Origin of the sequence: Orlajensenia leifsoniae (assembly GCF_004570845.1) — a bacterium.
GTDB classification, from domain to species: Bacteria; Actinomycetota; Actinomycetes; order Actinomycetales; family Microbacteriaceae; genus Orlajensenia; species Orlajensenia leifsoniae.
Window position 1 is genome coordinate 306,283 of sequence record NZ_SPQZ01000001.1, and the last position, 24,763, is coordinate 331,045.

Here is a 24,763-nt window from a genome sequence, read left to right on the forward strand (position 1 = left end):
TTTCTGGCACGACCGCACACGGGCGTGCCTGCCCGGGACCGCTATTGCCGCCGACGCTGGTTCTTCTTGCCGGCCTCAGCTCGGATCGGCTTCGCTACCGCTGACGGCGCCGGCACTTCGAACGAGTCGGGGACTTTCTGGGCGACGAGCATCCACAGCAGGCCGCAGATGAGCCCATCGCTGGAGCGGCCAGCGAAGTACTCGGTCCAAGAGCCTCCGAGACCGGTTCCGGTGAACATGGAGATGTCCGCAAGCTGGCCGAGTGTTGACTCAGGGGTACCGGTGACGAGCTGTGCGATCGCGCGGTTCTCCTTTGCCCTTTCGAGGAAGGTGCGCGCAATCTCGCTTTCCCCGGAGCGCGAGAGGACGAGGGCGACGTCCTCCTTGCCGAGCAGTCCAGCCCCGACTTCGGCTTCGTAGGCACCGGCATGGATCCATACGGGCACGCCGATCCGGAACAGGCGGAAGTACAATTCCGTGGCGGGTGGGGTATCTCCCCATTCCGCGAAGATATGGACTCGCTTCGCTTTCGCGATGGCTGTCGCGGCCGAGTCGATCGCTTGGAGGTCGACCAGTTCGATGGCGCTGCGGACGGCTTTGAATTGCAAGCTTCCCAGGATGCGCAGGACGTCCGCTGGGGCACTCTCTGGAGTGACCTCGGAGCCGATGTCGCTTTCCCAGCCGGCCTGGACGTCGCGTCCGTTCTCGTTGGCGATCGCCGCTCGAAGGTCGGGGAACCCTGTATATCCCCAGGCGATCGACAGCCGGGTGATCGTGGTCGGTGACGTGTCGGCTTGTTTGGCCAACCAGGTGATGGATCCGCGTTCGACTTCGTCGGGGTCATTCAGGATGGCTTCGGCGACCCTCAGTTTCGCGCCGGTGAGCTGTGGCAAGGCGTCACGGATGATCTGCAGCGGCCGCGCTTCGGCGCCTCGATTCATCGGTGTTCTCCTCGTGTGGTCTCGCGGCACTGATCGAGTACGCGGGCGGGGTCCGGCAACATCAAGAACCCTACTTGACCCGTCGCCACGTACTCGATCAGCCACGGTCTCCTCCTGTATGTCAGTTCTTCCAGATCGACACGTTGTCGACGTTGGTCCATTTGCCGCCGGGACCGTCGGACCAGAAGCCGATCCTGACGCTGCCGGTCGTGACAGTGAATGTGACTGTCTTGGCGGTCCAGGAGCTCTGAGCGGTCAGCGGGGTTTGGATCTCGGCACTGCCGTGGTTCTTCACGGAGAAGTAGGCGTTGTTCTGCCCGCCGCTTGACTTGTAGTCGAACGAGACGGTGTACGTCCCGTTCGGCAGAGTGACGCTCTGGGCGACCCACGTGTTGTAGGTGGCCGCATTCCACAGGGTGAGTTGACGATTGCCGGGGGTGGTGGTGTTTTCGACCTTGGCGGCTCCGTTCGTGCCTGTTGCGGTCCATTGGGGGATGAATGTGCCGGGCAGGTCCTGATCGAACCGGCCATTCGCGACTTCGTTGACGGCGAGGGTGCCCGCGGGTGCATCGACGGAAACGTCGGTGTTCCCGTGCAAGGTCGGGACGCCGGTAGCGGAGAACGTCACCGGGTACCAGGCGTTCCGGCCGATGCCGCCGGGGGCGGGGTCGGCGGTGGGTGCGTAGAACTGCGAGTAGCGGTCGCCGTTGTACAGGTAGGAAGTGCCGGCTGTTCCTGTGACTGGGATGATCTGTTCGAACTGGGTACCGAAGGACGTGTTCGATGCTGGTTCGGTGCTCATCGTTGACCATGCCGACCAGTCGAGCAGGTCGGTGCTGGTCCGGTAGCTGGTGGGGGTCCCTGCCCAGTAGTTCATCCCGGATGCGAACAGGTAGTACTTCGCGCCGATCTTGACGATGGCGGGGGCTTCGTTGTGATTGCTGTTCGTGTCCGTCCAGAAGTGCGGCTGCAGGGTCAACCAGTCGCTGCTCAGCGGTGCGACGTTGATGGACACGTTCCGACTTTCGGCGCTATCACCGACGTAGACCATGTAGGCGTTGTCGCCGTCGACGAAGATGGATCCGTCACCGCGGGTGAGACCATCTGGGTACTGTTTGCCGTGGAAGCTGTAGTCGCCATCGATGCTGGCGCTGGTGAAGAATCCGACGGCGTTGCCGAGTGATTTCTGTGCCGAGTTCACTCGACCGCCACCGAGCTCAACGGTGAGGATGAACTGTCCGGTGTTCGGGTTCAGCACCAGCTGCGGTCGTCCGAGCCACTTGCCCGCTGCGAAATCGCCGGTCCCGGACTGGGTGACGAGGCTCTTCACGAACGCCCAGTTCTCGAGGTCGGAGGAGCTGTAGAGGTTCACGGATTTCGGTAGTGGGTTCGCCGGGTCCGGGCTCTTGTCCATGCCGGTGCCGACCCAGTAGTAGGTGGCGCCGACCTTCAGAACGTTTCCGCCCTGCGCTTTGATCGGGGTCCCAGCTGCGTCTTGCCACACGGTGTCGTTCGCGACGTTGGGGTATGGAGCAGCTGCGTACACGGGTGTTCCGACACCGAGGACGACCGCGATAGTGGTGGCGGCGGCGAGAAGGATGGTTGTGGTTCTGCGGGTGGGCATGACGGTGAAACTCCTTTGTTTCGGTGGGCAGAGAAACAGCAGTGGCCGGCGAACAGGGGGGAGCTCGCCGGCCACTGGCCTGTGTGGGGTATTTACTTCGTGACGGTGAAGCCCTGCTGGGTTCCGTAGTCCTCGAGCGCGGACTGCCAGTCGAGCAGGCCGGCGGAGAGGGTGGTGGAGCCGTTGTACGCCTGACCGACGGTGTCGCCGAAGACGCTGTTGGCGTAGGCCTGGTAGGGCAGGTACTGCCATCCGGGCAGCACGTCCTTGGCGGACTGGGCGAACACCTTGTTCACTTCCTGGCCACCGAAGAAATCATTCTTCGCCGACAGGAAGGCGTCGGAGTCGAGGTCGGCGACCGTCGACGGGAACTGGCCGGCCTTCATCATCACCTGCACGCCATCACCGGCGTCCATGAACTTGATGAACGCTGCCGCGACGAGCTGCTTCTGGGTCGAGCTCTGCTTCAGGACGGCGTAGCCGCCTCCGCCGTTCTCGGCACTGGCCTTCTCTCCCTTCTCGTAGGTGGGCAGCGGTGCGACGCGCCACTGTCCGGCTCCGGTGGGAACACCGGAGGCCAGGGTTCCAGCCATCCAGGCACCGGCAGTGAGGGTCGCGATGTTGCCGTTCGCGAGACCCTGATACCACTCGGTGCTCCAACCCGCGGCGGGGAGGAGAAGCTTGTCGTTGATGAGCGGGGTCCACAGATCGGCGACCTTCTTGGTTCCCTTGTCGGCGAGGTCGATCTTCACGGTGCTGTCGCCGGTGGTGCTGAAGGGGTGGCCTCCGGCGGCCCAGATCATGCTGGTGGTGGTCCCGGCGTCGCCGGTATCCGCGGCGATGTAGGTGTCCGGGTTGGCGGCGTGCAGTTTCGCTGCGGCGTCCGCATACTCGTCCCAGGTGGTCGGTACATCCACGCCGTACTTGTCGAAGACGGTCTTGTTGTAGAACAGCGCCATCGGGGCGGCGTTGTGCGGCAGTTCGTAGAGACCGCCGTTCACGTTGACGTTGTTCCACGTCGATGCGGTGAACTGCTTCTCGAGCTTGTCGAAGCCGAACTTGTTCAGGTCGACGAGGGCGTCCTTGAGGGCGAACTGCGGGAGCGCGCTGTATTCGATGGTCGCCAGGTCGGGCGCGCCGGAGCCTGCCTTGATGGCGTTCTCGAGCTTCGTGTAGTGAGCGGCACCGGTGCCGACGTTGACGATCTCGATCTTCACCTTGGGGTGGAGCTTCTCGAATGCGTCCACCGCGTTCTGCACGTTGGTGGACCAGGTCCACAGTGTCAGGTCGGCGCCCTTATCGACGGCAGCCTTCATGTCGGCCGCACTGGTTTCCGGGGCGGCAGCCGGTGTTGCACCGGCGCAGCCGGTGAGTCCGGCAATGACGGCCAGGCCGACCGCGCCGATGACAGTTGTCTTCTTCAGGCTCCGTCGCCAGCGACTGGTTGAGCTCATGATGTTCCTTTCGGGATGGGGCGTGCTGTGGTGGTGGTGGTGGGAACTGCCAGCGACCATTTGGTCACTGCTTGACACTTCCGGCGGCGAGTCCTGATTGCCAGAACCGCTGGAGGAAGAGGAAGGCGATGATGATGGGGATGATGGTGAGTAGAGAGCCGGTGATGACGAGGTTGAACACTGCCTCGCCGCCGGCCGTGTTTGCCTGCTCACTCCACTGGTTCAGCCCCACGGTCAGCGGGTACCACTTCGGGTCGCTGAGCATGATGAGCGGCAAGAAGTAGTTGTTCCACGTGCCGACGATCTCCAGCAGCAGCACCGACACGACGCCCGGGGATAGCAGCCGCAGCGAGATGGTGAAGAAGGTGCGGAACTCGCCTGCGCCATCCATCCGGGCGGCTTCGAGCAGCTCGGTCGGGATCGACTCCTGGGCGTAGCTCCACATCAGGTAGAGCCCGAACGGAGTGATCAGCGAAGGGATGATGACCGCCCACGGGGTGTTCGTGAGACCCAGCTGACTGAACAGCAGGAACGTCGGCACCGCCAGCGCGGTACCGGGTACCGCGACCGCCCCGAGAATGATCGCAAATGTGGCTTTGCGTCCAGGGAAGTCGAACTTGGCGAGACCATATCCGGCAAGGGTGGCGAGGAGAGTGGACCCGCCGGCGCCGACGACGACGTACATCAGGGTGTTGCCGAGCCAGCGGGCGAACAACCCGTCATCATAGGTGAACACGGTGGCGATGTTGTCCCACAACGCGAAGGGTCCGGAGAACCAGAGACCGAAGCTGGAGAAGAGGGCGCCTTGCGTCTTGGTGGAGTTGACGGCCAACCAGAACAGCGGGAGGAGGCTGTAGACCATCAGCAGCGCCATGACTGCGGTCAGGAGAATGGACTTGCGACCCTTTCGCGGGGAACGCAGCAGCCCGGATGCCCGCATCCGCTTCGGCGCAACGTGAGCTGCCACAGGCGAGGGCGCTGTCCTATTCGCACCGGCCGGAGGAGCTTCGGGGTTCGAGGTGAACGATGTGGTGATGGCCATCGTCTCAGGCCTCCTTTCGCGCGGCGACGCGCTGGATGATGTATGCCACGACGACGGTGATGAGGCCCATGAGGATGGCGACGGTCGCCGACATGTTGTATTGCTGCCCGGCGAAGGAGAGGTTGTATGCGTACATGTTCGGGGTGAAGTGGCTGCTGATCGCGTTCGGGGCCAGCACCTTCAGGATGTTCGGCTCGTTGAACAGCTGGAAAGCACCGATGACGGCGAAGACGATCGCCACACCCAGCGCTGGCCGGATGGCCGGAAGCTTGATCGCACGGATGACACGGAATGCTCCGGCGCCGTCGATCTCTGCTGCTTCGTACAGCTCGCCGGGCACGACCTTGAGGGCGGAGTAGAAGACGAGCATGTTGTAGCCGATGGTCAGCCACACCATGATGTTTCCGATCGACGCGAGAACCAGGTTGCTGGACAGCGGGTCGGGCAGAGTGATGCCGAAGAAGTCGTCGAGGTTGCCGATCAGACCGAAGTGGGTGCCGTACATGTACCCCCACATGAGGGCGGCTACAACTCCCGGGACCGCGTACGGCAGGAAGATCGCCAGTCGGAACAGCCGCGCGGCGTAGAGCCGGGCACTGTCGAGAGCCAGCGCCGCCGCCAAAGCGATCGCAACCATGATCGGCACCTGCACCAGCATGTACAGGCTCACTCGCAGCAGCGCATCCCAGAAGACGGGATTCGTCAGCTGCTGGGTGTAGTTCTCGACGCCGACGAACGCGTTCCCGCCGATCATCTTCTGCCGGAACAGGCTGAGATAGACCGTGTACGCGAGCGGAGCGACGATCACGACTGCGAATGCAGCCATGAACGGGGCCACGAACGCCCAACCGATCCATGACCGTTTCGCCCTACGGGCCGCGGTCCGCAGGGGCCGCGAAATGCGTGACACCGTCGTCATGAGAATTCCTGTCGATGTGGAGAACCGTCACGGGAAAGCGGCGGCGAGATCAAGGTGCCACTTTCCAGCACGCTTGTCAAGTATTTACAGCATGAGCCGTTTTCCTGAATAGATTCTGATAATCTTTTCCCACCAACTGATGGCGAGAAGGCAGAGAGAAGCGGGCAATGGTGCTGTGGTACGGCGGGGACTACAACCCCGAACAATGGACCTCGGACGTATGGGACCAGGACGTCACCCTCATGCGCCGCGCGGGCGTTACCGTCGCGACGGTCGGCGTGTTCTCGTGGGCGCAATTGGAGCCTCGCGACGGCGTCTTCGAATTCGGATGGCTGGATGACATCATCGACCGGCTCCACGCCGGCGGCATCCGTGTCGACCTGGCCACCGCGACCGCGTCGCCGCCGGCATGGCTGAGCGCGGCTCATCCGGAGATCCTCCCCGTTACACGGGACGGCGTCACCCTGTGGCCCGGCAGCCGCCAGCACTATTCGCCGTCGTCGCCGGTGTACCGCCGCTATGCGGCCCGGCTCGTGCGCAAACTTGCTGAGCGTTACGGATCCCACCCCGCACTCATCGCGTGGCACATCGGCAATGAGTTCGGCAACGACAACCCGCGCGACTACTCGGATGTCGCTGCCGCTGCATTCCGGCGTTGGCTGCGCTCCAAGTACACGACTATCGACGCCCTGAACTCCGAGTGGGGAACCGCGTTCTGGTCCCAGCGCTACGACTCCTTCGAGGAGATCCTTCCGCCCAGGTCCACGCCGACCTTCGGGAACCCGGCCCACCTGCTCGACTTCGAGCGGTTCTCCTCCGACGAGCACATCGCCTGCTACGTCGCCGAGCTGGAAATCCTCCGCGAGTACACACCGGACATCCCGGTGACCACGAACTTCATGGGGTTCTTCGGCCCGGCCGACTACTGGAAGTGGGCGGAGCTCGTGGACTTCGTCTGCGACGACGCCTACCCGGATCCGGGAGCGTATGACTCCTACATCCAGTCCGGGATGCAACGCGACTTGATGCGTTCGCTCGGTCACGGGAAACCCTGGATCCTGATGGAGCAGGCGACCAGCGCGGTGAACTGGCGAGCGGTGAACACCCCGAAAGCTGCCGGGCAGATGCGGGCGACGTCGTACCAGGCCCTCGCACGCGGTGCAGACGGGATCATGTTCTTCCAATGGCGGCAATCGATCCATGGCGCTGAGAAATTCCACTCCGCGATGGTTCCGGCGCAAGGCACCGACCATCGCATCTGGCGGGAGGTGGAAGCGTTCGGCAATGAACTGCCTCTTCTTGCGCAGCTCGAGGGAACTCCCGTCGAGGGTGTGAAGGTCGCCATCGTCTTCAACTGGGACTCGTGGTGGTCCCTCGATCAAAAGGCGCTCCCCGCCGAGACCGACTACATCGCCGGGTTGACGGCGTGGTACACGGCATTGTTCAACCGCGGAATCGTGACCGACTTCGCCGCCCCGGGTGCCGACCTGTCCGGGTACGATCTCGTGATCGCGCCAAGCCTCTTCTGCGCGTCGGAGTCGGAGTTGCAGAACCTGGCCGACTACGCCGAGACCGGGACCTTGCTGGTCACCTATCTGACAGGCATAACCGATGAGACCACCAGGCTCACGCCTAGCGGATACCTCGGCCCTCTCGCCGCCACACTCGGAATCCAGATCGACGAATTCTCGCCGCGTGCCACCCACCGCGCAGACGAACCCCGCCGCATCAGCGGAGGCGTCCAAGGCAACTATGGAGTGTGGTCCGAAATCATCACCGCGAAAACTGCAGAGGTGGTCGCGAGATTCGACGACGGTACAGCGAGCGGCCACCCGGCCGTGACTCGTCGCCCCACCACCTCGGGCACCGCCTGGTACTCCGCCGCGGAACTGGACCGAACCGCGATCAGCGACCTGCTCGGCCGGGTCATCGAGGACACCGATGTGGAACCCGAGTTCCTCGAGAACGCACCGGGAGTGGAAGTGGTTCGCCGGGGCGGGTTGGTGTTCGCGATCAATCATGGCAGGACCACCGCCACAGTGACCGTGGAAAGCGTCGCCATGGTGCTGGAACCATACGAGGTAGTTCTGATCGAAGCCCCCGAGGAGGCCGGGGATCTCCTCCAAAGAGGGCCGCGGCATCTTCCTGTTCGCGCTCGTTGACCCATCGCCACGGCGGACGTACAGGCGAGGTCGGCGTGGGTTTGTGGCCCACCTGCGTTCGTCGAAAAAGCGGATGAGGCCTTGCCGTGAGCCAGTCGGGTAAGAAGGCACGGATCTCCCTTGTGATGTACAGCACTGCGAAGAGGAGGGCATCGATCTGAAGTCCCCGTGTCTCGCGCATGTGTCGCGGCGGTCGCTGTACGTCGGATCAGGTTGGGTGAGGTGGTCGCAGCGCTGGATGAGCCGGCAAGGCGACGCAGAAATGGAAAGGGCGGGGTGCTCTGCGCACCCCGCCCCTGAGATCGCGCCTGTCAGTTTCCGACGGTGACGATAAAGATCGGCCAAGGCCAAAGCGACTGGAACATTGTCTTCACTCCCTTCAATCTTCGAGGTGTGTGACGATCATCCCTTCGAATTGCCGTCGCACACCTGCCCGAAATTCCCAGTTCATGAGTCCACGACGACCGAGCCCTAACGGAAGCCGGGTACGGCGATCGGAGTTCTTTCTCGGGAGGCGAGGTCACGACCGCCCCGCAATCGCCTGTATCGACCGGCTGCACCTGGCTGCCTCGGGCTACCATCTGTGCGCGACATTTGGCGCATCTTCCACCGCGCCCATACCGCCCTCCGTGCAACGCGACGTTCTCATCTCGATGTTGAGGAAAAGGCTGTCCGGAAGGACATCGGCGCGATGGAGAAGTTCTACGATCCTGATTTCGTGATGGTGTCGAACGGATCGACTCAACACAATGAGACGTTTCGCATCAGTCACGAAGGTGTATACAACACAGATACTTCGTACGCGGTCGAGTACGACAACCACGCGTGGGCGGAGTAAGAGTGATCGGATCGCAGCGCGGGTCTGGATCACGACTTCGCGGCCAAGCGATCCTGCGGCTATGACCTGACCGAACTGGTGGGAACTTCACGCGTTCGAAGGTTACGACTAACAACCCTTCTCAGACCGTTCCGAGTCCCGTGATGTCCTCATCACCAGCCTCAGTTATGGCCGCCCGCGCAGGGGGACACGGCCGTGGGGCGACCTTGGGCCGACACGGCTTACTGGACAGCTCGCCCTGGGGTAACCGACCCGCGGATATCAGTCTGACCGCGCGTCGCCAACGACAAGCACGCCAGCCCAAGACGCCCTCTCGGCCCAACGAAACGGCGCCCGAGGCAGTACACCTCGAGCGCCGCTTCACCCTGCCATTCGACAGGAACCGCTTACACATCGGCTGTCTTCGCGCAGTTGAGACGCTGGTCTCCATCGAACGAGTGGGTGAGACGTTTGTCGCTCGACGGGCGCTCAACGGGGAGATAAAGGACGACGAGCGTGAGTATAGCCAGCGCCGAGTTGCGGAAAGCGGGGTCTTCGCCGTTCCAGAATGTGGAAGTCCACATTTGGAACCATTCCCCGCCGATGACCGTGAACCCGCCGAAGAAGAGCAGGACGTGCATGACGAGGCCGGTAGTGGAGAGCCGGCGGGCTGTCTCGTATCCCGTGCGCCGCCCGCGGAACCAGAAGACGGTGGCGATCGCGAGCATGAGGCCTGCAGCGACCTCCCAGGCGATCAACGCCACGTAGCAGAGGTCCTGCAGCCATGGCGCGGTGATCGCCCGCCACATCACATGAGGGTCGAGGCCGGTGCCCGGCTTCGTGGTGAAGTTCGTGGTGTCCATGGCGAGGACGTGGTGCACGAAAGCCTGATTCGTCGGGAAGTCGGTGATGTTGCCGAATGCGACGATCAGCAGGTACAGGCCGTTCAGGGCGACGAGAACTGCGCAGACAACAGGCAACGTGCCGAACGTGAGAGCTCGGCGGGCGAGAGCAGATTCGGACATCGGTTCACCGTACCGACGCGCGGACGGGCAGTCTCAGCCGCGAGGTGCCGGCGATCGTGTTGATGCTGCTCGTGCCGACGCTCGCGTGGCGAAATCCCATGATCGCGGGGGTGGCAGCGGGTTGATCGTCGCCGACCACGGTCACTCGCACGCGGTGGCCGGCGGGGAACCGTCGGGCGTTGGGTACGAATGGGATGCGGTAGTGCACGACTTCGCCGACGGGAACCGCCTCTGCGGTGGTGCATGGGAGGACGGGAGCACCAGGGCGGCTGGCCGCTTCGTCGATGGCTCGAAGCGTGGCACGGAGGTAGCCGGCGGTGACCGGGTCGGCTGTTCCGTCGGGTGCGACGTCGGAGAGTGTGACGATCCAGGCAACATCGGATGCGGTCGCCGCGGCATCGAGGTGGAGCTCGATGTCGCCGGCCACGTCGAGGTCCGTGTCCAGAGGTTCGCTGGTCCACTCCAGGCTCGAGGGTGGGTCGGTCTCGCTGACTTCCGGCCGGTTGAGCCCGGCGCCCAGGGTCATGAACCTGCGCGTGCCTTCGGTCACGGCGTCCGCCACGTCCGGGGTGAGCGTGCCGTCGCCGGCGAGCACCCAGTCCTGCAGCACCGTGTCCTCCGGCGGCCACGTCGCGGTCGCGTGCCATTCGTCGTCGCCGGGAAGGACATAGCGGATGGCCGGGCCGTCGAGGATTCCGGTGTCGCGGCCCTTCAGCCAGTGGTCGTACCAGGCGAGCGCTTCGACGTGCAGGCTCTCCCACGGCCACGTCAGTCCGAAGTCGCCGAGCAGTCCGACCCGCACCTCGGGAGATGCGGTGAGCGCGTCGAGTGTGCTGAACGTTCCCGGCAGGTGCAGGGGCACGTTCTGCCAGTCGCAGCCGAGATAGACCGGGATGTTCACCCGCGAGAGCAAGGAGACCAGGTTGCGTTCATCCCACCACTCGTCACGGCGCGGATGCGCAACGACGGCGTCACGCCACAAGTCGTCCCACGGGTGCGGGTCGTGGTGCAGGCGCATGAGGCGTTTGAGCAACACGACGGCCGCCTCACCGTTCATCCGGCCGAACTTCGCGTGCAGCTCGGGCGAGTTCAACACGTGCCGTGCGGCATCCGCCAAGGTGCCGCGCCAGAGCTTGTCGGTCTTGTCGGCCGTCAGCCCGATCATGGCCATGAAGGGCGAAAGAAAGCCCGTGCTCACCAGCCCGTGATGACTACAGGCCTCGTAGGCGTCTGACGTGACGGCCACCGGCATGATCGCGCGCAGGTGCGGAGGGTTCTCGACAGCGGCTTCCAGCTGCGTCATGGCGAAGTAGCTGATGCCGAGCATTCCCACGTTGCCGTCGGACCACTCCTGCGCAGCGGCCCACTCGACGAGGTCGTACATGTCGTGGCGCTCCTGCGTGTCGAAGAATCCGAAGGTGCCGTCGGACCCGCCGGTGCCGCGGAGGTTGGCAATCACGTGCACATAGCCGCGCGGGACGAAGAAGTCACTCGCTCCCGCCTCGATGAAGCCCATAGGGGCGCCGAGATCCTGGATCTGGCGCGGGTACGGAGAGGCCGACACCAGCACCGGATAAATTCCCGGCTCCGCGGGCCGCCACACGTCGACCATCAGCTCGGCCCCGTCTCGCATCGGTGCCGCGACGTCGAGCTTGCTGGTCATCGTGAATGTGGGTTCGGAGAGGTTTTGGTACTTCCGCCCGGTGGTCTGCGGCCCGTTGAGGTGCCGCTCCCCCGGATCGATTCCTGCAACTCGCATCGGATTCTCCCGTTTCTCGCTCGTGTTTCCTCGGTTGAGGTGAATATGAGTCATAGTCTTCGCGGCGGCTGACTCACCCCGACTGCGCAGAATTGCCAGTTCCAAGCGAGCGCTCCGCTTTGGGCGAGCTTTCGTCTGCAGCGATTCCCAAGTGCGGACGACAAGCAGTGGGCAGTCCTCAAGGGCGAGCGAGCTGGGCCGACCGCTGCCAATCGGGGCGCACGCTCGGACGACCCGAGCACGGAATGCCATGCGGTCTGTGCGGGCGGCCACGGCTTCGTCGTCCAGCGGCAGCAGCACTTCTGCAGCCCGCGACCACTCGCCGCGATTGGCGTGGGACAGGGCGACGATAAGCCGGTCGATCGGACTGCCGGTAGTGAGTTCGATCCGAATCGCGCCCGCGTCCACCGCGGAAAGACGTTCCAGAGTCGACTCTTCGATCAGGCGGCTCCTCCGAACTGTTAATTTCGCGCAGTCACCTTGTGAGGTCACGCCAAGAGACTCGAGGTACGTCGCCCGGCGAAACAGCGCACAAGAGCAACCACGACCGGATCGGCGATTGACAACCTTCCCCCTTAGAAAGGCATTTTTATGCGACACCTGCGCGCGCTCTCCGAGCGGCATCACCCGAAACGTCCCACTAGGTCCCGCTCGAAACGAGTCCTTGCCGGCCTCGCCGCGCTCAGCCTGGCCGTCGGCCTGTCCACGGTCGTCACCGCCGCGGCGCTCCCAGCATCTGCGGCGGAAAAGGCAAACTCCGACCCCATCACCTACATCTACACGGGCTCACCGACCGCGGTCACCGTGCCAGAGGACGTGCAGATGGTGTTCATTCAGGCCACCGGGGGCTCAGGCGGCGACGCCACGATGGGCGCTAAAGGCGGGCCCGGCGCGACCGTCGATGGCGCGTTTTACGTCACACCCGGAGAGCAACTCCAGATCGCGGTCGGCCAAGCGGGACTGACAGGAGCGCCGGGCTGGGGCATGGAGCAGTACTTCGGCGGAACGCCTGGGGCCTCGGGCTGGAACAACAGCGACGGTCCCGTGGACGCGGGCGGCGGTGGCGGCGCCACGGTCATCTCGACCGGCACAGGTCCGGCCATCGTCGCCGCCGGCGGCGGCGGCGGCGGAGCCAGCGCGCACGACTCCGCGCAGTACCCGAGCGAGCCCGCAGGAGGCGACGGCGGAGACGGGGGCGCGACACCGACAAGCGGCGCCACAGGCGTCGGCGGCACGACCCTCGGTGCCGGAGTCGGCGGCGCTGCGGGTGGCAGTGACACCGTCAGCGGCGGTGACGGTGCCGCGGCCGTGACTTGGGACGGCGGCACGTTCGGCCAAGGCGGTGGAGGCGGGGGTGGCTCCGCGCTCGGCGGAGCCGGCGGCGCGGTCGGCACCGGGAATACCGGATTCGGCGGCGGCGGCGGCGGCGGCGGCGGGCAGTCATCGACCGCTGCCTCAGTGTTCGACACCTCGGTTGCAACGGCTGGCGCTGCCGGCGACGGATCCATCGAGCTCACTTGGATCGGCGGAACCACACTGACCACGACGCCACTCCCCGCGACGGTCGCGGCATCCGACACGCCTCACCCGCTGTCCGTCACCGCGACGGACGACTCGGGGGAAACATTGCCCGACCCCTCCGCCTTCGTCACTTGGTCCAGCAGTGATCAGAGCGACGTCTTCAGCGCGGCGGGTGTGGTCATGACCCACGCCGGCACTCGCACGATCACCGCCGCCTGGGCCAGCGACCCCGCCACGTCGTCGAGTTTCCAAGTGAGCGTCACCCACGGACCGATCGTCGGATTCGAGTTCGTCGCCCCGATTCCGCAATATCGCACGGTATCCCCCGGCACGCTGGTGATGCTTGGCGTCGAAGGGACGGACCACTGGGGTAACCTCGTCGGCGATGCGACGAGCGACGTCACATTCACGAGCAGCGTCGCCAGCGACAAATTCTCGAGCGTGTCGCCGTGGCAGCTCACCATGACGGCACCCGGCACGCATGTCATCACGGCCTCCTACCCTGGCTACCCGTCGGCAACGGTCACGCTCACGGTGACGACCAACTCCGCCCACCACGGTGCGACGCCTCCCCCCAACGGCTCTCACAAGACGACGCCTCCGCCCAGCGGCTCTCACGAGTCCGGTCCGCACCCCGCGACGAGCAGCGACACCGAGACGAGTAACGAAACGGCGACGAGCAACGTCTCGGACGTCGCTCCGGGTGCCACCCACCTCGCGAAAACCGGTCAATCCGCCCCGACAGGTCTGCTGATCGTTGCCCTCGCGATGGCCGTAGCAGGAATCGCGCTCTCCTGGATAGCCATCAAACTACGGCGTCCACGTCGACCTCGCTCGTGAGCTGAACTCCCGCGGATTCACTTGACGTGGATCCGCGGGAGTTTCGTCGCGGCAGCTTGCGCTTCGAAGAGGACGTCGCTCTCGCTTGTCTGCATACTTGTTGGCGCATCGACGCAATCTTTGCCGCACCGAAGTGTCCACACATCCGAGCCCCGGGTTGCTTCACCCGTCGCTAGACCCATCACGCTTCTCGTCCCATGCGCCGGATACTCACTGCGTGGGCCTCCGGCACGCTTCCGCGAGTCCGCTGAGGGCACTTGACCCGATCCGCATCTACCCGTTTGGCCTCAACGAATCGGCTGCACCGACGTCACTTTGGCGAGCCACGGGCAGTAGATGTCACTGGTGAGGGTGCCATCCTCGACGTACTCGGGGAGGCCATCGCACACCTCGGTGGTGAAATCCGCGAACTCGAGGGTAGCCGGGTCGATGTGCCAGCTCCACGGCGCGTTCACGGAAGGGTCATCCCGCACAATATGCCCGACAGGAATCGCTGCCACCTCCTCGCCTGCCAACAACGCTTTCGCGTGCTGCACCAGCTCGGGCGTCGCGAGCTCGATCTTGAAGGTCTGCTGCTCTATCTCGAACGTGGCAACGCTCGGAACGGTCGTGCCGCCTCCAGAACCCCCTGAGCACCCGGCGAGCATCACCAGCAGGAAGGCACCGCCGATCGCCGAGATTCCTATGCGTCGCCCTAACCCAGATGCACGCACCTTTCGCTCCCTTCTAGTACGAGTATGGGTGAGGAATGGCGGCTTCACTAGGAGGAGCTCTGTCCACCGGCCGCCGACGGAACCAAGGAGGCCATCTCCGAAGAGCGGTCTCCGCAGCGATTGATTGGATGAGGCTGTCGACAACCACTTGGCCAGAGCATCATCGCTGCGTGTGAACGACGCCGGCTGTCGCTCCTCGGTTGGTCCGAGGTCCGCCGCGTGGGCACCTAGCGCGGACCTCCTCCGACCGACTCCAGCCACGGCAGCAGTCTCGGCAGCGCCCGCAGGGCGACCTCACCGTGCCCGGTAGCCGGGATCTCGTCGTAGACGACCGAGGCGCCAAGCGTCTTCTGCTGCGTAACGAAGTCGGTTGTCGAATCGGGGTGCACGAGCGTGTCGGAAAGCCCCTGAGCCACGAACAGTGGCACAGGCATCGCGACGGACCCCGGCGTGTTCTCGGTAAGTAGGGTCTTCCACGGATCTGCGGTGGCCGGATCGCCAGTCAGGAACTTTCCGATCAGCGGCGTCGCGATGGTGTGCAATTGCTTGTTCTGTCCGAACAGGCAGAGCTCTGCCATGTCGGGAACCGCGGCCGCACCTGCGGGAGTGAGGATGTCGTCGAGGGTCGCATCCGGTGTCGACGGGCCGTAGACCGAGGAGTAGGCCGCGAACGCGTATGAGGAGATTGTGATGCCCGAGACGTCGCCGATGTCGGAATTCATCAGCGCAGCCAGATCGGTGGCGGGCGCTGCGACCGCAACGGCGGACAGCTTCAGCTCGGGCGCGTAGGTCGCAGCGGTCTGAGCGGCGAAGAGCGCTGCGTGACCACCTTGCGAGTGCCCCCAGAGCACCAGGCGGTCGCTCGCGCCGACGTCAAGATGCCGGGCGGCCCGGGCGGCGTCGAGCAGGTTGTTGCCCTCCGTCTCGCCGATCAGGTAAGAGTCGGGGCCGGCCGCGCCCATCCCGGAATAGTCGGCAGCGACCACCACGTAACCCGCCTTGAGGAAGTCGCCTAGCCCCTCGATGAGGATGAACGGATCGACGCCGACGGACGGAGCGCACCGCTGGGCTACACCCGTGGTCGGGTGGCCCCAGGAGACGATCGTGCGACCGGCCTCGGGTGCTGGTCCGTCGGGCGTGAGGACGACGCCGGAGGTAAGGATGTCGTGACCCAGCACATCCGTCGAGTGATAGAGCACTCGCCAGGCCTTCGATCCGGTCGGGGCGCTCCGGAGCGACTCAGTCCGAACGACCGTGCCGGGAGGAGCATCCTTCTCCGTCCCGGTCGTCTTGTAAAAGGCCGGGGCCGCCCACTCCTCGACGGTGCCGGCATCCACCCGCCGGTCGATGGTGAAGGTGAAAACCGCGATCGCGAGCGCTACCAATGCTGCTAGGACAGTCGCGAGAACGGTACGCGAGTGTCGGCGCGGGACCTGCGGCTGGTCACCAGACTTCAGCACTGTTGCAATGTACCTCATCGACCGAATGCGAGTCGTGTACGCGGCGGACCCATGAGCAGCCTTCAGCGGATCCGCAAGCGGAGCCCCGTGCGGTCCCGCATCACGCGAGTCGCTCTATCGCGATCGCGATCGCGATCTGCGCTCGTGCGCTCGTGCGCTCGTGCGCTCTCAGGAGCGTGATGCGGTGAAGCCGAGACTCGACCCGATCCGATCCGCTGTCTCGATCGCGTGGGCGGCGAGCTCGTCCTGGCGCCGCTCAAGCCTAAGGGCCGTCGCCGGCCCCGAGATGGTCATGGCTCCTGCGATGCCACCCTGCGAGTCGCGGATGGGTGCTGCGACGCTCGCCCGCCCGAGAGCGAACTCGTCCACATCCACCGCATAGCCGCGGCGCTCGACCTCGCTCACGGCGAGATTGAGCTGCGCGATGTTCGTGATCGTGGCCTCGGTGTATCGCTCGAGGTCACCGAGCATCGCCGCGCGCTGCTCCTCGGGCACTCCGAGGAGCAGGCACTTGCCCATGCTCGTTGCGTGAATCGGATCACGACGACCGGCAATGGTGTGATTGCGCGGCGCCTCCGGGCCCTCGAAGTTCGCCAGGTAGAGCACGGCACCGTCGCTCAGAATAGCCACGTTGGTTCCAAGTCCGAGATGTCCAGCGAGATTCTGCAGAATCTGGCGCGACGCACGGAACAACGGATGCTGGTTGAGCGCGGCACCACCCAGAGTGATGAGTTCCGGGCCGAGCCGGTAGAGATTCCCGACCGGATCGCGATCGAGCAGTCCGGCATTCTCCAAGGTGCTCAGAAGACGGGAGGCGGTCGATTGGCCGATGCCGGCTGACCGCGCGATATCGGAGACTCGCTGCGGCTGACCGTCCGCGAAAATGCGGAGGATGGAGACGGCTTTCCCCACGCTCTGGATGGTGCCGGGCGGATTCTGCATATTCACAGAATAGGGCATTCCTACCTCCCCTATGCACATCATGCACGAAGGTTGCGAGGTTCGTCTCGATCCCGCCCGACCGCTTCTCATCGGATGTCAGCCGATGCGGGAGGTGGAACCTCAATCGTCTGCGCGGCTCGCCACTTCTGAAAGCAGGCTCGGAATCTCGTCGCGACGGGTTAGCGCCGCCTCGATCTTCGCTGCCCGGCGATCTCGCAGGAGCGCGATGCCGACGGCGCCGAAGTAGAGCACGACCAGCGGCACTGCGAGCAGGAACATGGAGAAGACGTCGGCTGCCGGTGTGGCGATCGCCGTGAACAGGCAGATGGCCAGGAGCGCGTACCGCCAGGACCTGAGGATAGTCGCACCGCTCAGCACTCCGGCGACGTTGAGCACGACCAGGAAGACGGGCAGGACGAAAGCCACCCCGATCGCTAGCACCAGCTTCAGCACGAAGTCGTAGTACGCGGAGGCGGCGAGGAATGACGCCGTCTGCCCGGGCGCGAAGCTCACCATGAGCTCGATCACGTGCGGCAGGACGAACAGTCCGGCAGCGCATCCGCCCACGAAGAGCGGGATAGCGGATGCCAGGAACCCAAGGGTGATCCGCGATTCCTTGCGCGTCAATCCGGGCACGGCGAAGGCGAAGACCTCATAGAGCCAGACCGGGGCCGACAGGATTAGGCCGAGCTGAAGCGCAATGCGCAGTCGCAGGTCGAACGCGCCGGTGATGGTGTCGAAGTTCATCGACGCCACACGGCCGTCCTGGCCGTCGAGGGCACTGACCGGTCCCGTCAGCACGTCCCAGACGACGGATGAGAGGAACCACCCGGCGATGGCCCCGATCACCAAGGAGATGCCGACGATGAACAGACGATTACGCAGCTCACGAAGGTGTCCTCCGAGGGTCATCGTGGACGTCGAACGCTGCGCCCTCTTCGCCCGCAGACGGGCCGGGAGCAGTGCCATGTCAGGGCTGAGTCGGCAGGGTGCCCGCGGCTGACGACTCGGGCTCGTCGTCCGTGGTGCGGATCTCCTTCTTGAAGATGCGCATGGACTGGCCCAGGCTGCGGGCGAGCGCCGGGATCTTCGGTGCGCCGAAGAGCAGCAGGACGACGACGAGAATGAGAACGGCGTGCCAGCCGTTGAGGTTTGCGAGCATTGTTCGACCTCCGTGTCGAGTTGGTAGTACTGAGTGTTCACTCAGCGGCGGTCGCCGCTGGAGTCTCTGTGCTGTTACGGGTCATCGACGACGACCGCGCGATCGGACTGGCGCTGGTGTCCTCCACGAGCGCTTCCCGGATGATGCGCCTCGGGTCGTACTGCCGAGGATCGAGCTTGCGCCAGTCGACATCCTCGAAGTCCGGGCCGAGCTCGTCCCGCAGTCGCTGTTCGGCTGAGCCCGTCAGCGTCTTCAAGCGCCGAACGAGCGCGCCCAGTTGCTGAGCGATTCCGGGTAGGCGTTCCGGTCCGAGCAGGAACGCGGCGATGACCCCGATGATGACGACCTTCTCGACAGTGAGACCGAACATGGCGAGTCGTTTACGCCGTCGCGCCGCGGCTGGGATGGCTAGGCAATCCGGCATCGATCGTCGGATTGGCCAGTTCTGACCCGATGCTGTGGGTTCGTCTTCGATCCGCCATCACGATCACAACCTCTTATCGTTCATTTGACTTGCATTGAACTTAACATACCATGCATTCTATGCGATAGTCATGCACATAACGCATGAAAGCAGATGGACGGTCAATGCAGATCACGGAACGCACCAGCCTTGCGAAAGAGCCGGCACTCCCCTCTGCGCTGACTGCACATCTCGGAACACCCACGGGCGGTCCAGCACAGCGACGAACTCACGGAACGTGTCACGGGCGCCCCCCACGATCCACTGCACGAGAAAGCGACCCCGACATGATTTTCGCCACCAGCCGAGAGGCACGATCGTGACGACGACCACCATCGGACGACGACAGAAGAAGCCACACAGCTCGAACGTTCGGGCAGCGCGGCTGAGCGAGGTCCGTTTCATCGTCCTCCTCCTCCTCCCGGGCACCGCCCTGCTCGTCGGCGTCGTGCTCTACCCCCTGCTGCGCTCGCTCGCCTCCGCCTTCTTCGCGGAGAGCCTCCTGTACCCCGGAGCCACCTGGGTCGGTTTGCAGAACGTGATCGACGTGCTGCAGGACGGTTTCGCCGAACTGCTCTCACAGACACTCATCTTCACGATCGGCGCGACGATCGTGCCCTTCATCGTCGGTCTCGCACTAGCGCTCGTCCTGAATGAGCAGTTCCGGGGCCAACGATTCCTCCGTGGCGCGTTCCTCATCCCCTGGCTCATCCCGGGCGTTGTCGTGTCGTTCCTGTGGATGTGGATCTTCGACGCGAACTACGGCGTGCTCAACGGAGTGCTCATGCAGTTGCACCTCATCGACACTCCGATCGCATGGCTCTTCAACACCGACACGGCTCGCGGAGCTCTCATCATCGCGAAGTCGTGGAACTCGTTCCCCTGGGTCATGGTGATGCTCCTCGCGGCACTCCAGACGGTGCCCGGTGAACTGCACGAGGCCGCAGCGATGGACGGGGCCGGACCGATCCGCCGATTCTTCGCCGTGACGTGGCCGCACATCGCCGGTGTCGCGGGCCTCGTGATCTTGCTCGAGTTCATCTGGAACTTCCAGCACTTCGACACGATCTTCGTGCTGACGGGCGGTGGACCCGCCGGGACGACGCAGACGTTCGCGACCGAGGTCTACGACACCGCGTTCAAGGGCTACGACCTCGGTCACGCCGGGGCTCTCGGCCTGCTCTGGATGGGACTCCTGCTCATCCTCGTCGTCGTATATGTGCGCTTCTCCGAGCGCGGAGAGAAGTAGGCCATGGCAACTCTGACATCGCTCGCCGTCGAGGCGCCGTCGACACAGGAACACGTATCCGAGCGCACCCCCACGGCTCGTCGTGCCGTGCGTCGTCGGCCACGGTGGGCACTGTGGACCGCCCTCATCGTACTCGGCCTGTTCGCCTTCCTTCCCGTCTACTGGCTCGCGGTCACGTCCGTGACTCCTGAGCGCGACGCGTTCACCTTCCCGCCCCGGCTTTTCCCCTCCACGGTGACGTTCGAGCACTATCTGGCCGTCTTCCAGACTCCCGCGATCTTCGAGTACCTCCGCAACAGCATCGTGGTCTCGACCATCACGGCCGTCCTCTCGGTCGCGGTCTCGATGTACATGGGCTACGCGTTCTCGAAGTTCCGCTTCCGCGGACGCAAGTCCCTCATGTACTTCGTGCTGTCGAGTCAGATGTTTCCGCAGGCCCTCCTGCTCGTCACGCTCTACGTGGTCTTCGCGCAGGCCGGGTTGCTGAACACCTACCAGTCCCTGGTGATCTCGTTCACGACGTTCACATTGCCCCTGTGCGTGTGGATGCTGAAGGGCTTCTTCGACACCCTCCCCGACGACCTTATCGAGGCGGCCAAGATCGATGGCGCAGGACCGTGGCGTACCTTCCACTCCGTCATCCTGCCGCTCGCGGCCCCGGGCCTCGTGGCCGCCGGGCTCTTCGCATTCGTGCGCGGGTGGAACGACTTCATGTTCGCCCTGACCCTCGCAGGTCCCGAGAAGCAGACGCTTCCCCCTGGTCTCGTCAACACCTACGTGAGCGAGGCCGCCACCGCGTGGCCCGAGCTGATGGCGGCCTCCCTGCTCGTCTCCATCCCCGTCTGCGCAGCCTTCATCCTGCTGCAGCGCTACCTCGTCGGCGGTATCACCGCAGGCGCCGTCAAGGGCTGACCCAGCCCTCTGCCGGTGAGCACCATCCATCCCACCCACTGCATCACGCACCACGAAATCAAAGGAGAAATCATGACTGCACAGCTCAGTCGCCGCGACATGTTCCGCTACTCGGCCGTCGGCCTCGGCGGAATCGCCCTCGCCGGCCTCGCAACAGGGTGCGCCCCCGTTGCGGCCGGCGGCGGATCAGCCACGAAAGCGCCACCGGCTGGCCCCACGAACTTCGACTTCGTCTCGTGGGGCATGTCGGAGGAGGCGACGAAGCCGGCCCTGCAGGCATCCGTCAACGCCTTCGCCAAGAAGGACGCGATCGAGATCGCAACGTCGAGCTACCCGTTCAACGACTACCTCAACCAGCTCACCCTCCAGGTGCGCGGTGGACAGTTCACGGGTGCCGCCCAGCTCGACGTCGCCTGGCTGTCGAGCCTCGCCGCACTCGGCAAGCTCGACGACCTCGGTGCCAAGGCCGAGGGCCGCGGCTACACCGACGCGGCCCTCCAGGCAGGACAGATCGATGGCAAGCAGTTCGGCCTGCCCTGGACCATCGCCGCGATCGGCCTGGTCTCGAACACCGAACTGTTCGACAAGGCCGGCGTCTCGCAGGCCCCGGCGACCATCGAGGAGTTCGAGGACGCCCTGACAGCGATCAAGGGACTCGGCGGCGGCATCGTGCCTTACGCGGCGTCGACGAAGACGGCCCAGCTCAAGGACATCCTGGTCTGGATGCAGACCTTCGGATCGCCGATCATCGACGGCGAGAAGTGCACCATCGGCGATGCGGAGTCGATCGCGGCGGTCACCTGGTACAAGAAGCTCTTCGACGCGGGCCTCATCGCCCCTGACGTGGACCGGGCCGCAGCACGCGCCCTCTTCTCCCAGGGCAAGACCGCCATCTACGACGACGCCCCCGTGGCGCGCGCCTCCGTACTGAAGGCATCGCCCGACGCCTCACTCGGTGGCAAGATGGCCCCGATCGCCCGTCCGGTGAAGAAGGCGGGCGACACTCCGCAGGAGCTCCTGTGGGGCCACCTGCTCGTGGTCGTCGACGGCAAGGGTGCCGACACGGCCGGCGACTTCGCACAGTGGATGACGAGCGACCCCGCGCAGACCATCAGCTACTTCACGGCCCTCGGCCTGCCGCCGACCACGGAGGAGGCCCTCGCTTCCTCCGCCGTCAGCGGCAACGTGTTCGTGGACGCCTTCACCGCCAACATCACGAAGGACGCGAAGGCCAGCCCGCTCTGGAAGTACGTGCAGTACGGCCAGATGGAGACCGCGATCGCGGAGCAGGTGCAGGCCGTGCTGATCGGATCGGCCTCACCGAAGGACGCCATGAAGGCAGCCGGCCAGAAGGTCCAGTCCCTCATCGGCTGACGCTGCAGCGTTGACCACCCAGACTCTCAATTCAAGGACAGAAGTGAAACACCAGATCGTGGAATCCGACATCACCGTCATCGGCGGTGGCCTCTCCGGGGTGAGCGCTGCAATCAGCGCCGCCCGATTGGGCAAGCGCGTCGCGCTGGTGGGCAACCGGCCGGTACTCGGCGGCAATTCGTCCTCGGAGGTGAGAGTCTGGGTGGTGGGAGCCACCGCGCACGGCATGCAGCGTTTCGCTCGTGAATCGGGGGTGATCGGCGAGCTCTACGTCGAGAACCAGTACCGCAACCCGGAGGGCAACCCCATCCACTGGGACGAGGTGGTGTTCGATGCTGTACGCGCCGAACCGAACATCCAGCTCTTCCTCAACACCGATGTGCGCTCGGTGCAGACCGACGACCGGGACGGTGAGCCGTTCATCCATTCGGTCGTCGGGTGGACCATGGGTTCGGAGATCGAGACGACGTTCCTGAGCCCGTACTTCATCGACGCCACCGGCGACGGCCTGGTCGGCGACCGCGCCGGTGCCGAGTACATGCTCGGCCGGGAGGCCAAATCCGACTTCGGAGAGGATTGGGCACCGGAGGTCGCCGATCGCGAGTTCCTGGGATCGACGATCCTGTTCTATACAAAGGACACCGGCAAGCCCGTCCGGTTCGTCGCCCCGGACTCCGCCAAGGACATCTCGACAACTCCGATCCCCGAGTCGCGCATCATCAGGAGTGGAGACTCCGGCGCACACTACTGGTGGATCGAATGGGGCGGAGAGCTCGACATCGTCCACGAGAACGAGCGCATCAGGGATGAACTGCGTTCGGTCATCTTCGGCATCTGGGACTACATCAAGAACTCCGGGCGTTTCGACGCCGAGACTCTCGACCTCGAATGGGTCGGATCGATGCCGGGCAAGCGCGAGTACCGGCGCTTCGTCGGCGACCACGTATTGACTCAGAACGACATCCTCGAGCAGAGAGATTTCGATGATGCCGTCGCGTTCGGCGGCTGGTCGATCGACCTGCATCCAGTCGAGGGAATGTACGGCACGGTCGCCGGCGCGCATCAGCGCTACTCGAACGGCATCTTCGGAATCCCCTTCCGCTGCTACTACTCACGCAGCGTGCCGAACCTCCTCATGGCCGGTCGCGACATCTCCGCCACGCACGTCGCTTTCGGCTCCACTCGAGTCATGGCGACCTGCGCGGTCGGGGGCGAGGCCGCCGGAACCGGCGCTGCGCTCGCGCTCGACCTCGGAGTGCAGCCGCGCGCTCTTGCGCCGGACCATGCCGCCGACCTTCGGCAACTGCTGCTCCGACAGGATGCCTCAGTCTTCGGCGTGCGCAATGAGGATCCGCTCGACATCGCGCGCACCGCTCGCGTCAGCGCATCGAGTACGCTCACCACGCTCGACTCCCAGCCCGACGACGGGAGCACAGTACGGCTCCACCGTCTCGATCACGATCTCGGAGTCCTCCTCCCGGTTGATCCACAACTGGACTCCGTGACGGTCCTGCTCTCCACGGCTGTCGACACGTCGCTCGAAGTCTCCCTCTGGACGACAGGGAAGCGCCAGAACGCCGTGCCGGTCCACCAGGAACTCCGTTCCGTCATCGCAGTGCCCGGGTCCGAGGGAGCACAATGGGTAACCATTCCGCTCTCCTGGACGCCGTCGGAGCCTGAAAACGTCGTCGTCGTCTTCGAAGCGAATCCGCACGTCTCGATCGAGCTGACGGATGCTCCAGCACCCGGCGTGCTGGCCCTCGCCCATCAGCCGGAGGACGACGGCGACGCCAACGTCGCCGTCAGTCATGATGAGCCCATCGTGCAATGGCCCGCCCACATTCTGCGCGGGTGGGGCGCGCGGCTGCGGGTTCATCCCCCGACTGCGGCTTACGACGTCGCAAAGGTCGCCGGCGGGTATCAGCGACCCTACGGAGGGCCGCAGATGTGGGTGTCCGCTGCGGGACCTGCCACTCGCGATGAGTGGGTCCTGCTCGACTGGGATGAGCCCAAGACCGTCACCGAGATCCGCCTCGTCTTCGACGACGACGTGGACGTCGAGCTCAACACCCTGCATCATCACCGCTCCCCCCACGTGGTCTTCCCTCAATTGGTTCGCGACTACGCCGTAGAAGGGCGAACAGCCCAAGGCTGGGAGACGCTGGTGACGGAGACGGGGAACCGCCGACGTCACCGCGTGCACGACGTCCGGCCGAGTTCGCCGATCGAGGCTCTGCGGGTGTCGATTACGGCGACGAACGGCGATGCCCACGCCCGCATAGTCGCCGTGCGCGCATATGAGTGACCGTGACTTGCGCCACGCTGTGATGGGGCGTACCGACGCCTCGGGCAGGGGCGGTCCAGACGACAAGCGGGCCGGTACT

Annotated in this window: 19 protein-coding genes; 6 read left to right on the forward strand and 13 right to left on the reverse strand. The window is 64.7% G+C overall.

Features of this window, described 5'->3' with window-relative positions:
- Positions 1-41: 41 nt before the first annotated feature.
- From E4M00_RS01550 to E4M00_RS01570, 5 genes are all read right to left on the reverse strand, one after another.
- Entirely contained in the window at positions 42-941 is a 900-nt protein-coding gene (locus tag E4M00_RS01550) for a MurR/RpiR family transcriptional regulator (RefSeq protein ID WP_135118812.1), read from the reverse strand.
- 121 nt (positions 942-1,062) lie between these two features.
- On the reverse strand, positions 1,063-2,640 hold the full coding sequence (locus E4M00_RS01555; RefSeq protein WP_135118813.1) for a family 43 glycosylhydrolase: 1,578 nt from the start codon (positions 2,638-2,640) through the stop codon (positions 1,063-1,065).
- Between the two features lie 17 nt (positions 2,641-2,657).
- Positions 2,658-4,019, reverse strand: a complete 1,362-nt coding sequence (locus E4M00_RS01560) for an ABC transporter substrate-binding protein (protein ID WP_135118814.1) — start codon at positions 4,017-4,019, stop codon at positions 2,658-2,660.
- A gap of 64 nt (positions 4,020-4,083) precedes the next feature.
- A complete protein-coding gene (locus E4M00_RS01565) occupies positions 4,084-5,061 on the reverse strand; it encodes a carbohydrate ABC transporter permease (protein WP_135118815.1) in 978 nt (325 codons plus the stop codon).
- A gap of 4 nt (positions 5,062-5,065) precedes the next feature.
- Positions 5,066-5,980: a carbohydrate ABC transporter permease gene (locus E4M00_RS01570; RefSeq protein WP_135118816.1), complete on the reverse strand. Its 915-nt coding sequence runs from the start codon at positions 5,978-5,980 to the stop codon at positions 5,066-5,068.
- Positions 5,981-6,147: 167 nt separating this feature from the next.
- On the opposite strand from E4M00_RS01570, the gene E4M00_RS01575 reads away from it, so the two are divergent.
- A complete protein-coding gene (locus E4M00_RS01575; protein ID WP_135118817.1) occupies positions 6,148-8,142 on the forward strand; it encodes a beta-galactosidase in 1,995 nt (664 codons plus the stop codon).
- Positions 8,143-9,366: 1,224 nt separating this feature from the next.
- On the opposite strand, the gene E4M00_RS01585 is transcribed toward E4M00_RS01575, so the two are convergent.
- Positions 9,367-9,984 (reverse strand): DUF2165 domain-containing protein, encoded by a 618-nt coding sequence (locus tag E4M00_RS01585; RefSeq protein WP_135118818.1) that lies wholly within the window; start codon positions 9,982-9,984, stop codon positions 9,367-9,369.
- Between the two features lie 4 nt (positions 9,985-9,988).
- Entirely contained in the window at positions 9,989-12,235 is a 2,247-nt protein-coding gene (locus E4M00_RS01590) for a CocE/NonD family hydrolase (protein WP_204772947.1), read from the reverse strand.
- Between the two features lie 99 nt (positions 12,236-12,334).
- On the opposite strand from E4M00_RS01590, the gene E4M00_RS17760 reads away from it, so the two are divergent.
- Positions 12,335-14,104, forward strand: coding sequence for a peptidase associated/transthyretin-like domain-containing protein (locus tag E4M00_RS17760; protein WP_167756789.1), 1,770 nt, complete (start codon positions 12,335-12,337; stop codon positions 14,102-14,104).
- Between the two features lie 287 nt (positions 14,105-14,391).
- Here the strand turns inward: E4M00_RS17760 and E4M00_RS01605 are convergent, their stop codons facing one another.
- The 6 genes from E4M00_RS01605 to E4M00_RS01630 form a co-directional block, all read right to left on the reverse strand.
- The gene (locus tag E4M00_RS01605) at positions 14,392-14,817 is read right to left on the reverse strand and encodes a BP74-related protein (RefSeq protein WP_135118820.1); all 426 of its coding nucleotides are present in this window, start codon (positions 14,815-14,817) and stop codon (positions 14,392-14,394) included.
- A 227-nt stretch (positions 14,818-15,044) separates the two neighbouring features.
- Complete coding sequence (locus E4M00_RS01610; RefSeq protein WP_240036773.1) at positions 15,045-16,202, reverse strand: alpha/beta fold hydrolase; 1,158 nt, start codon at positions 16,200-16,202, stop codon at positions 15,045-15,047.
- 243 nt (positions 16,203-16,445) lie between these two features.
- Entirely contained in the window at positions 16,446-17,219 is a 774-nt protein-coding gene (locus tag E4M00_RS01615; protein ID WP_167756790.1) for an IclR family transcriptional regulator, read from the reverse strand.
- Positions 17,220-17,339: 120 nt separating this feature from the next.
- The gene (tatC, locus tag E4M00_RS01620; protein WP_338033182.1) at positions 17,340-18,188 is read right to left on the reverse strand and encodes a twin-arginine translocase subunit TatC; all 849 of its coding nucleotides are present in this window, start codon (positions 18,186-18,188) and stop codon (positions 17,340-17,342) included.
- Position 18,189: 1 nt separating this feature from the next.
- Positions 18,190-18,381 carry a twin-arginine translocase TatA/TatE family subunit gene (gene tatA, locus E4M00_RS01625; RefSeq protein ID WP_135118823.1) on the reverse strand — a complete coding sequence of 64 codons (192 nt, stop codon included), beginning with the start codon at positions 18,379-18,381 and terminating at the stop codon, positions 18,190-18,192.
- A gap of 37 nt (positions 18,382-18,418) precedes the next feature.
- Positions 18,419-18,751 (reverse strand): twin-arginine translocase TatA/TatE family subunit, encoded by a 333-nt coding sequence (locus tag E4M00_RS01630; protein WP_135118824.1) that lies wholly within the window; start codon positions 18,749-18,751, stop codon positions 18,419-18,421.
- Positions 18,752-19,163: 412 nt separating this feature from the next.
- Between E4M00_RS01630 and E4M00_RS01635 the strand changes: the two genes are divergently transcribed.
- The 4 genes from E4M00_RS01635 to E4M00_RS01650 all read left to right on the forward strand — a co-directional run bounded on the left by E4M00_RS01635 (position 19,164) and on the right by E4M00_RS01650 (position 24,684).
- Positions 19,164-20,093 (forward strand): carbohydrate ABC transporter permease, encoded by a 930-nt coding sequence (locus E4M00_RS01635; RefSeq protein ID WP_240036775.1) that lies wholly within the window; start codon positions 19,164-19,166, stop codon positions 20,091-20,093.
- 3 nt (positions 20,094-20,096) lie between these two features.
- Positions 20,097-21,005: a carbohydrate ABC transporter permease gene (locus tag E4M00_RS01640; protein WP_135118825.1), complete on the forward strand. Its 909-nt coding sequence runs from the start codon at positions 20,097-20,099 to the stop codon at positions 21,003-21,005.
- Between the two features lie 72 nt (positions 21,006-21,077).
- Positions 21,078-22,379: a type 2 periplasmic-binding domain-containing protein gene (locus E4M00_RS01645; protein ID WP_135118826.1), complete on the forward strand. Its 1,302-nt coding sequence runs from the start codon at positions 21,078-21,080 to the stop codon at positions 22,377-22,379.
- 10 nt (positions 22,380-22,389) lie between these two features.
- Positions 22,390-24,684: an FAD-dependent oxidoreductase gene (locus tag E4M00_RS01650; protein ID WP_338033183.1), complete on the forward strand. Its 2,295-nt coding sequence runs from the start codon at positions 22,390-22,392 to the stop codon at positions 24,682-24,684.
- The last annotated feature ends 79 nt before the right edge of the window (positions 24,685-24,763 follow it).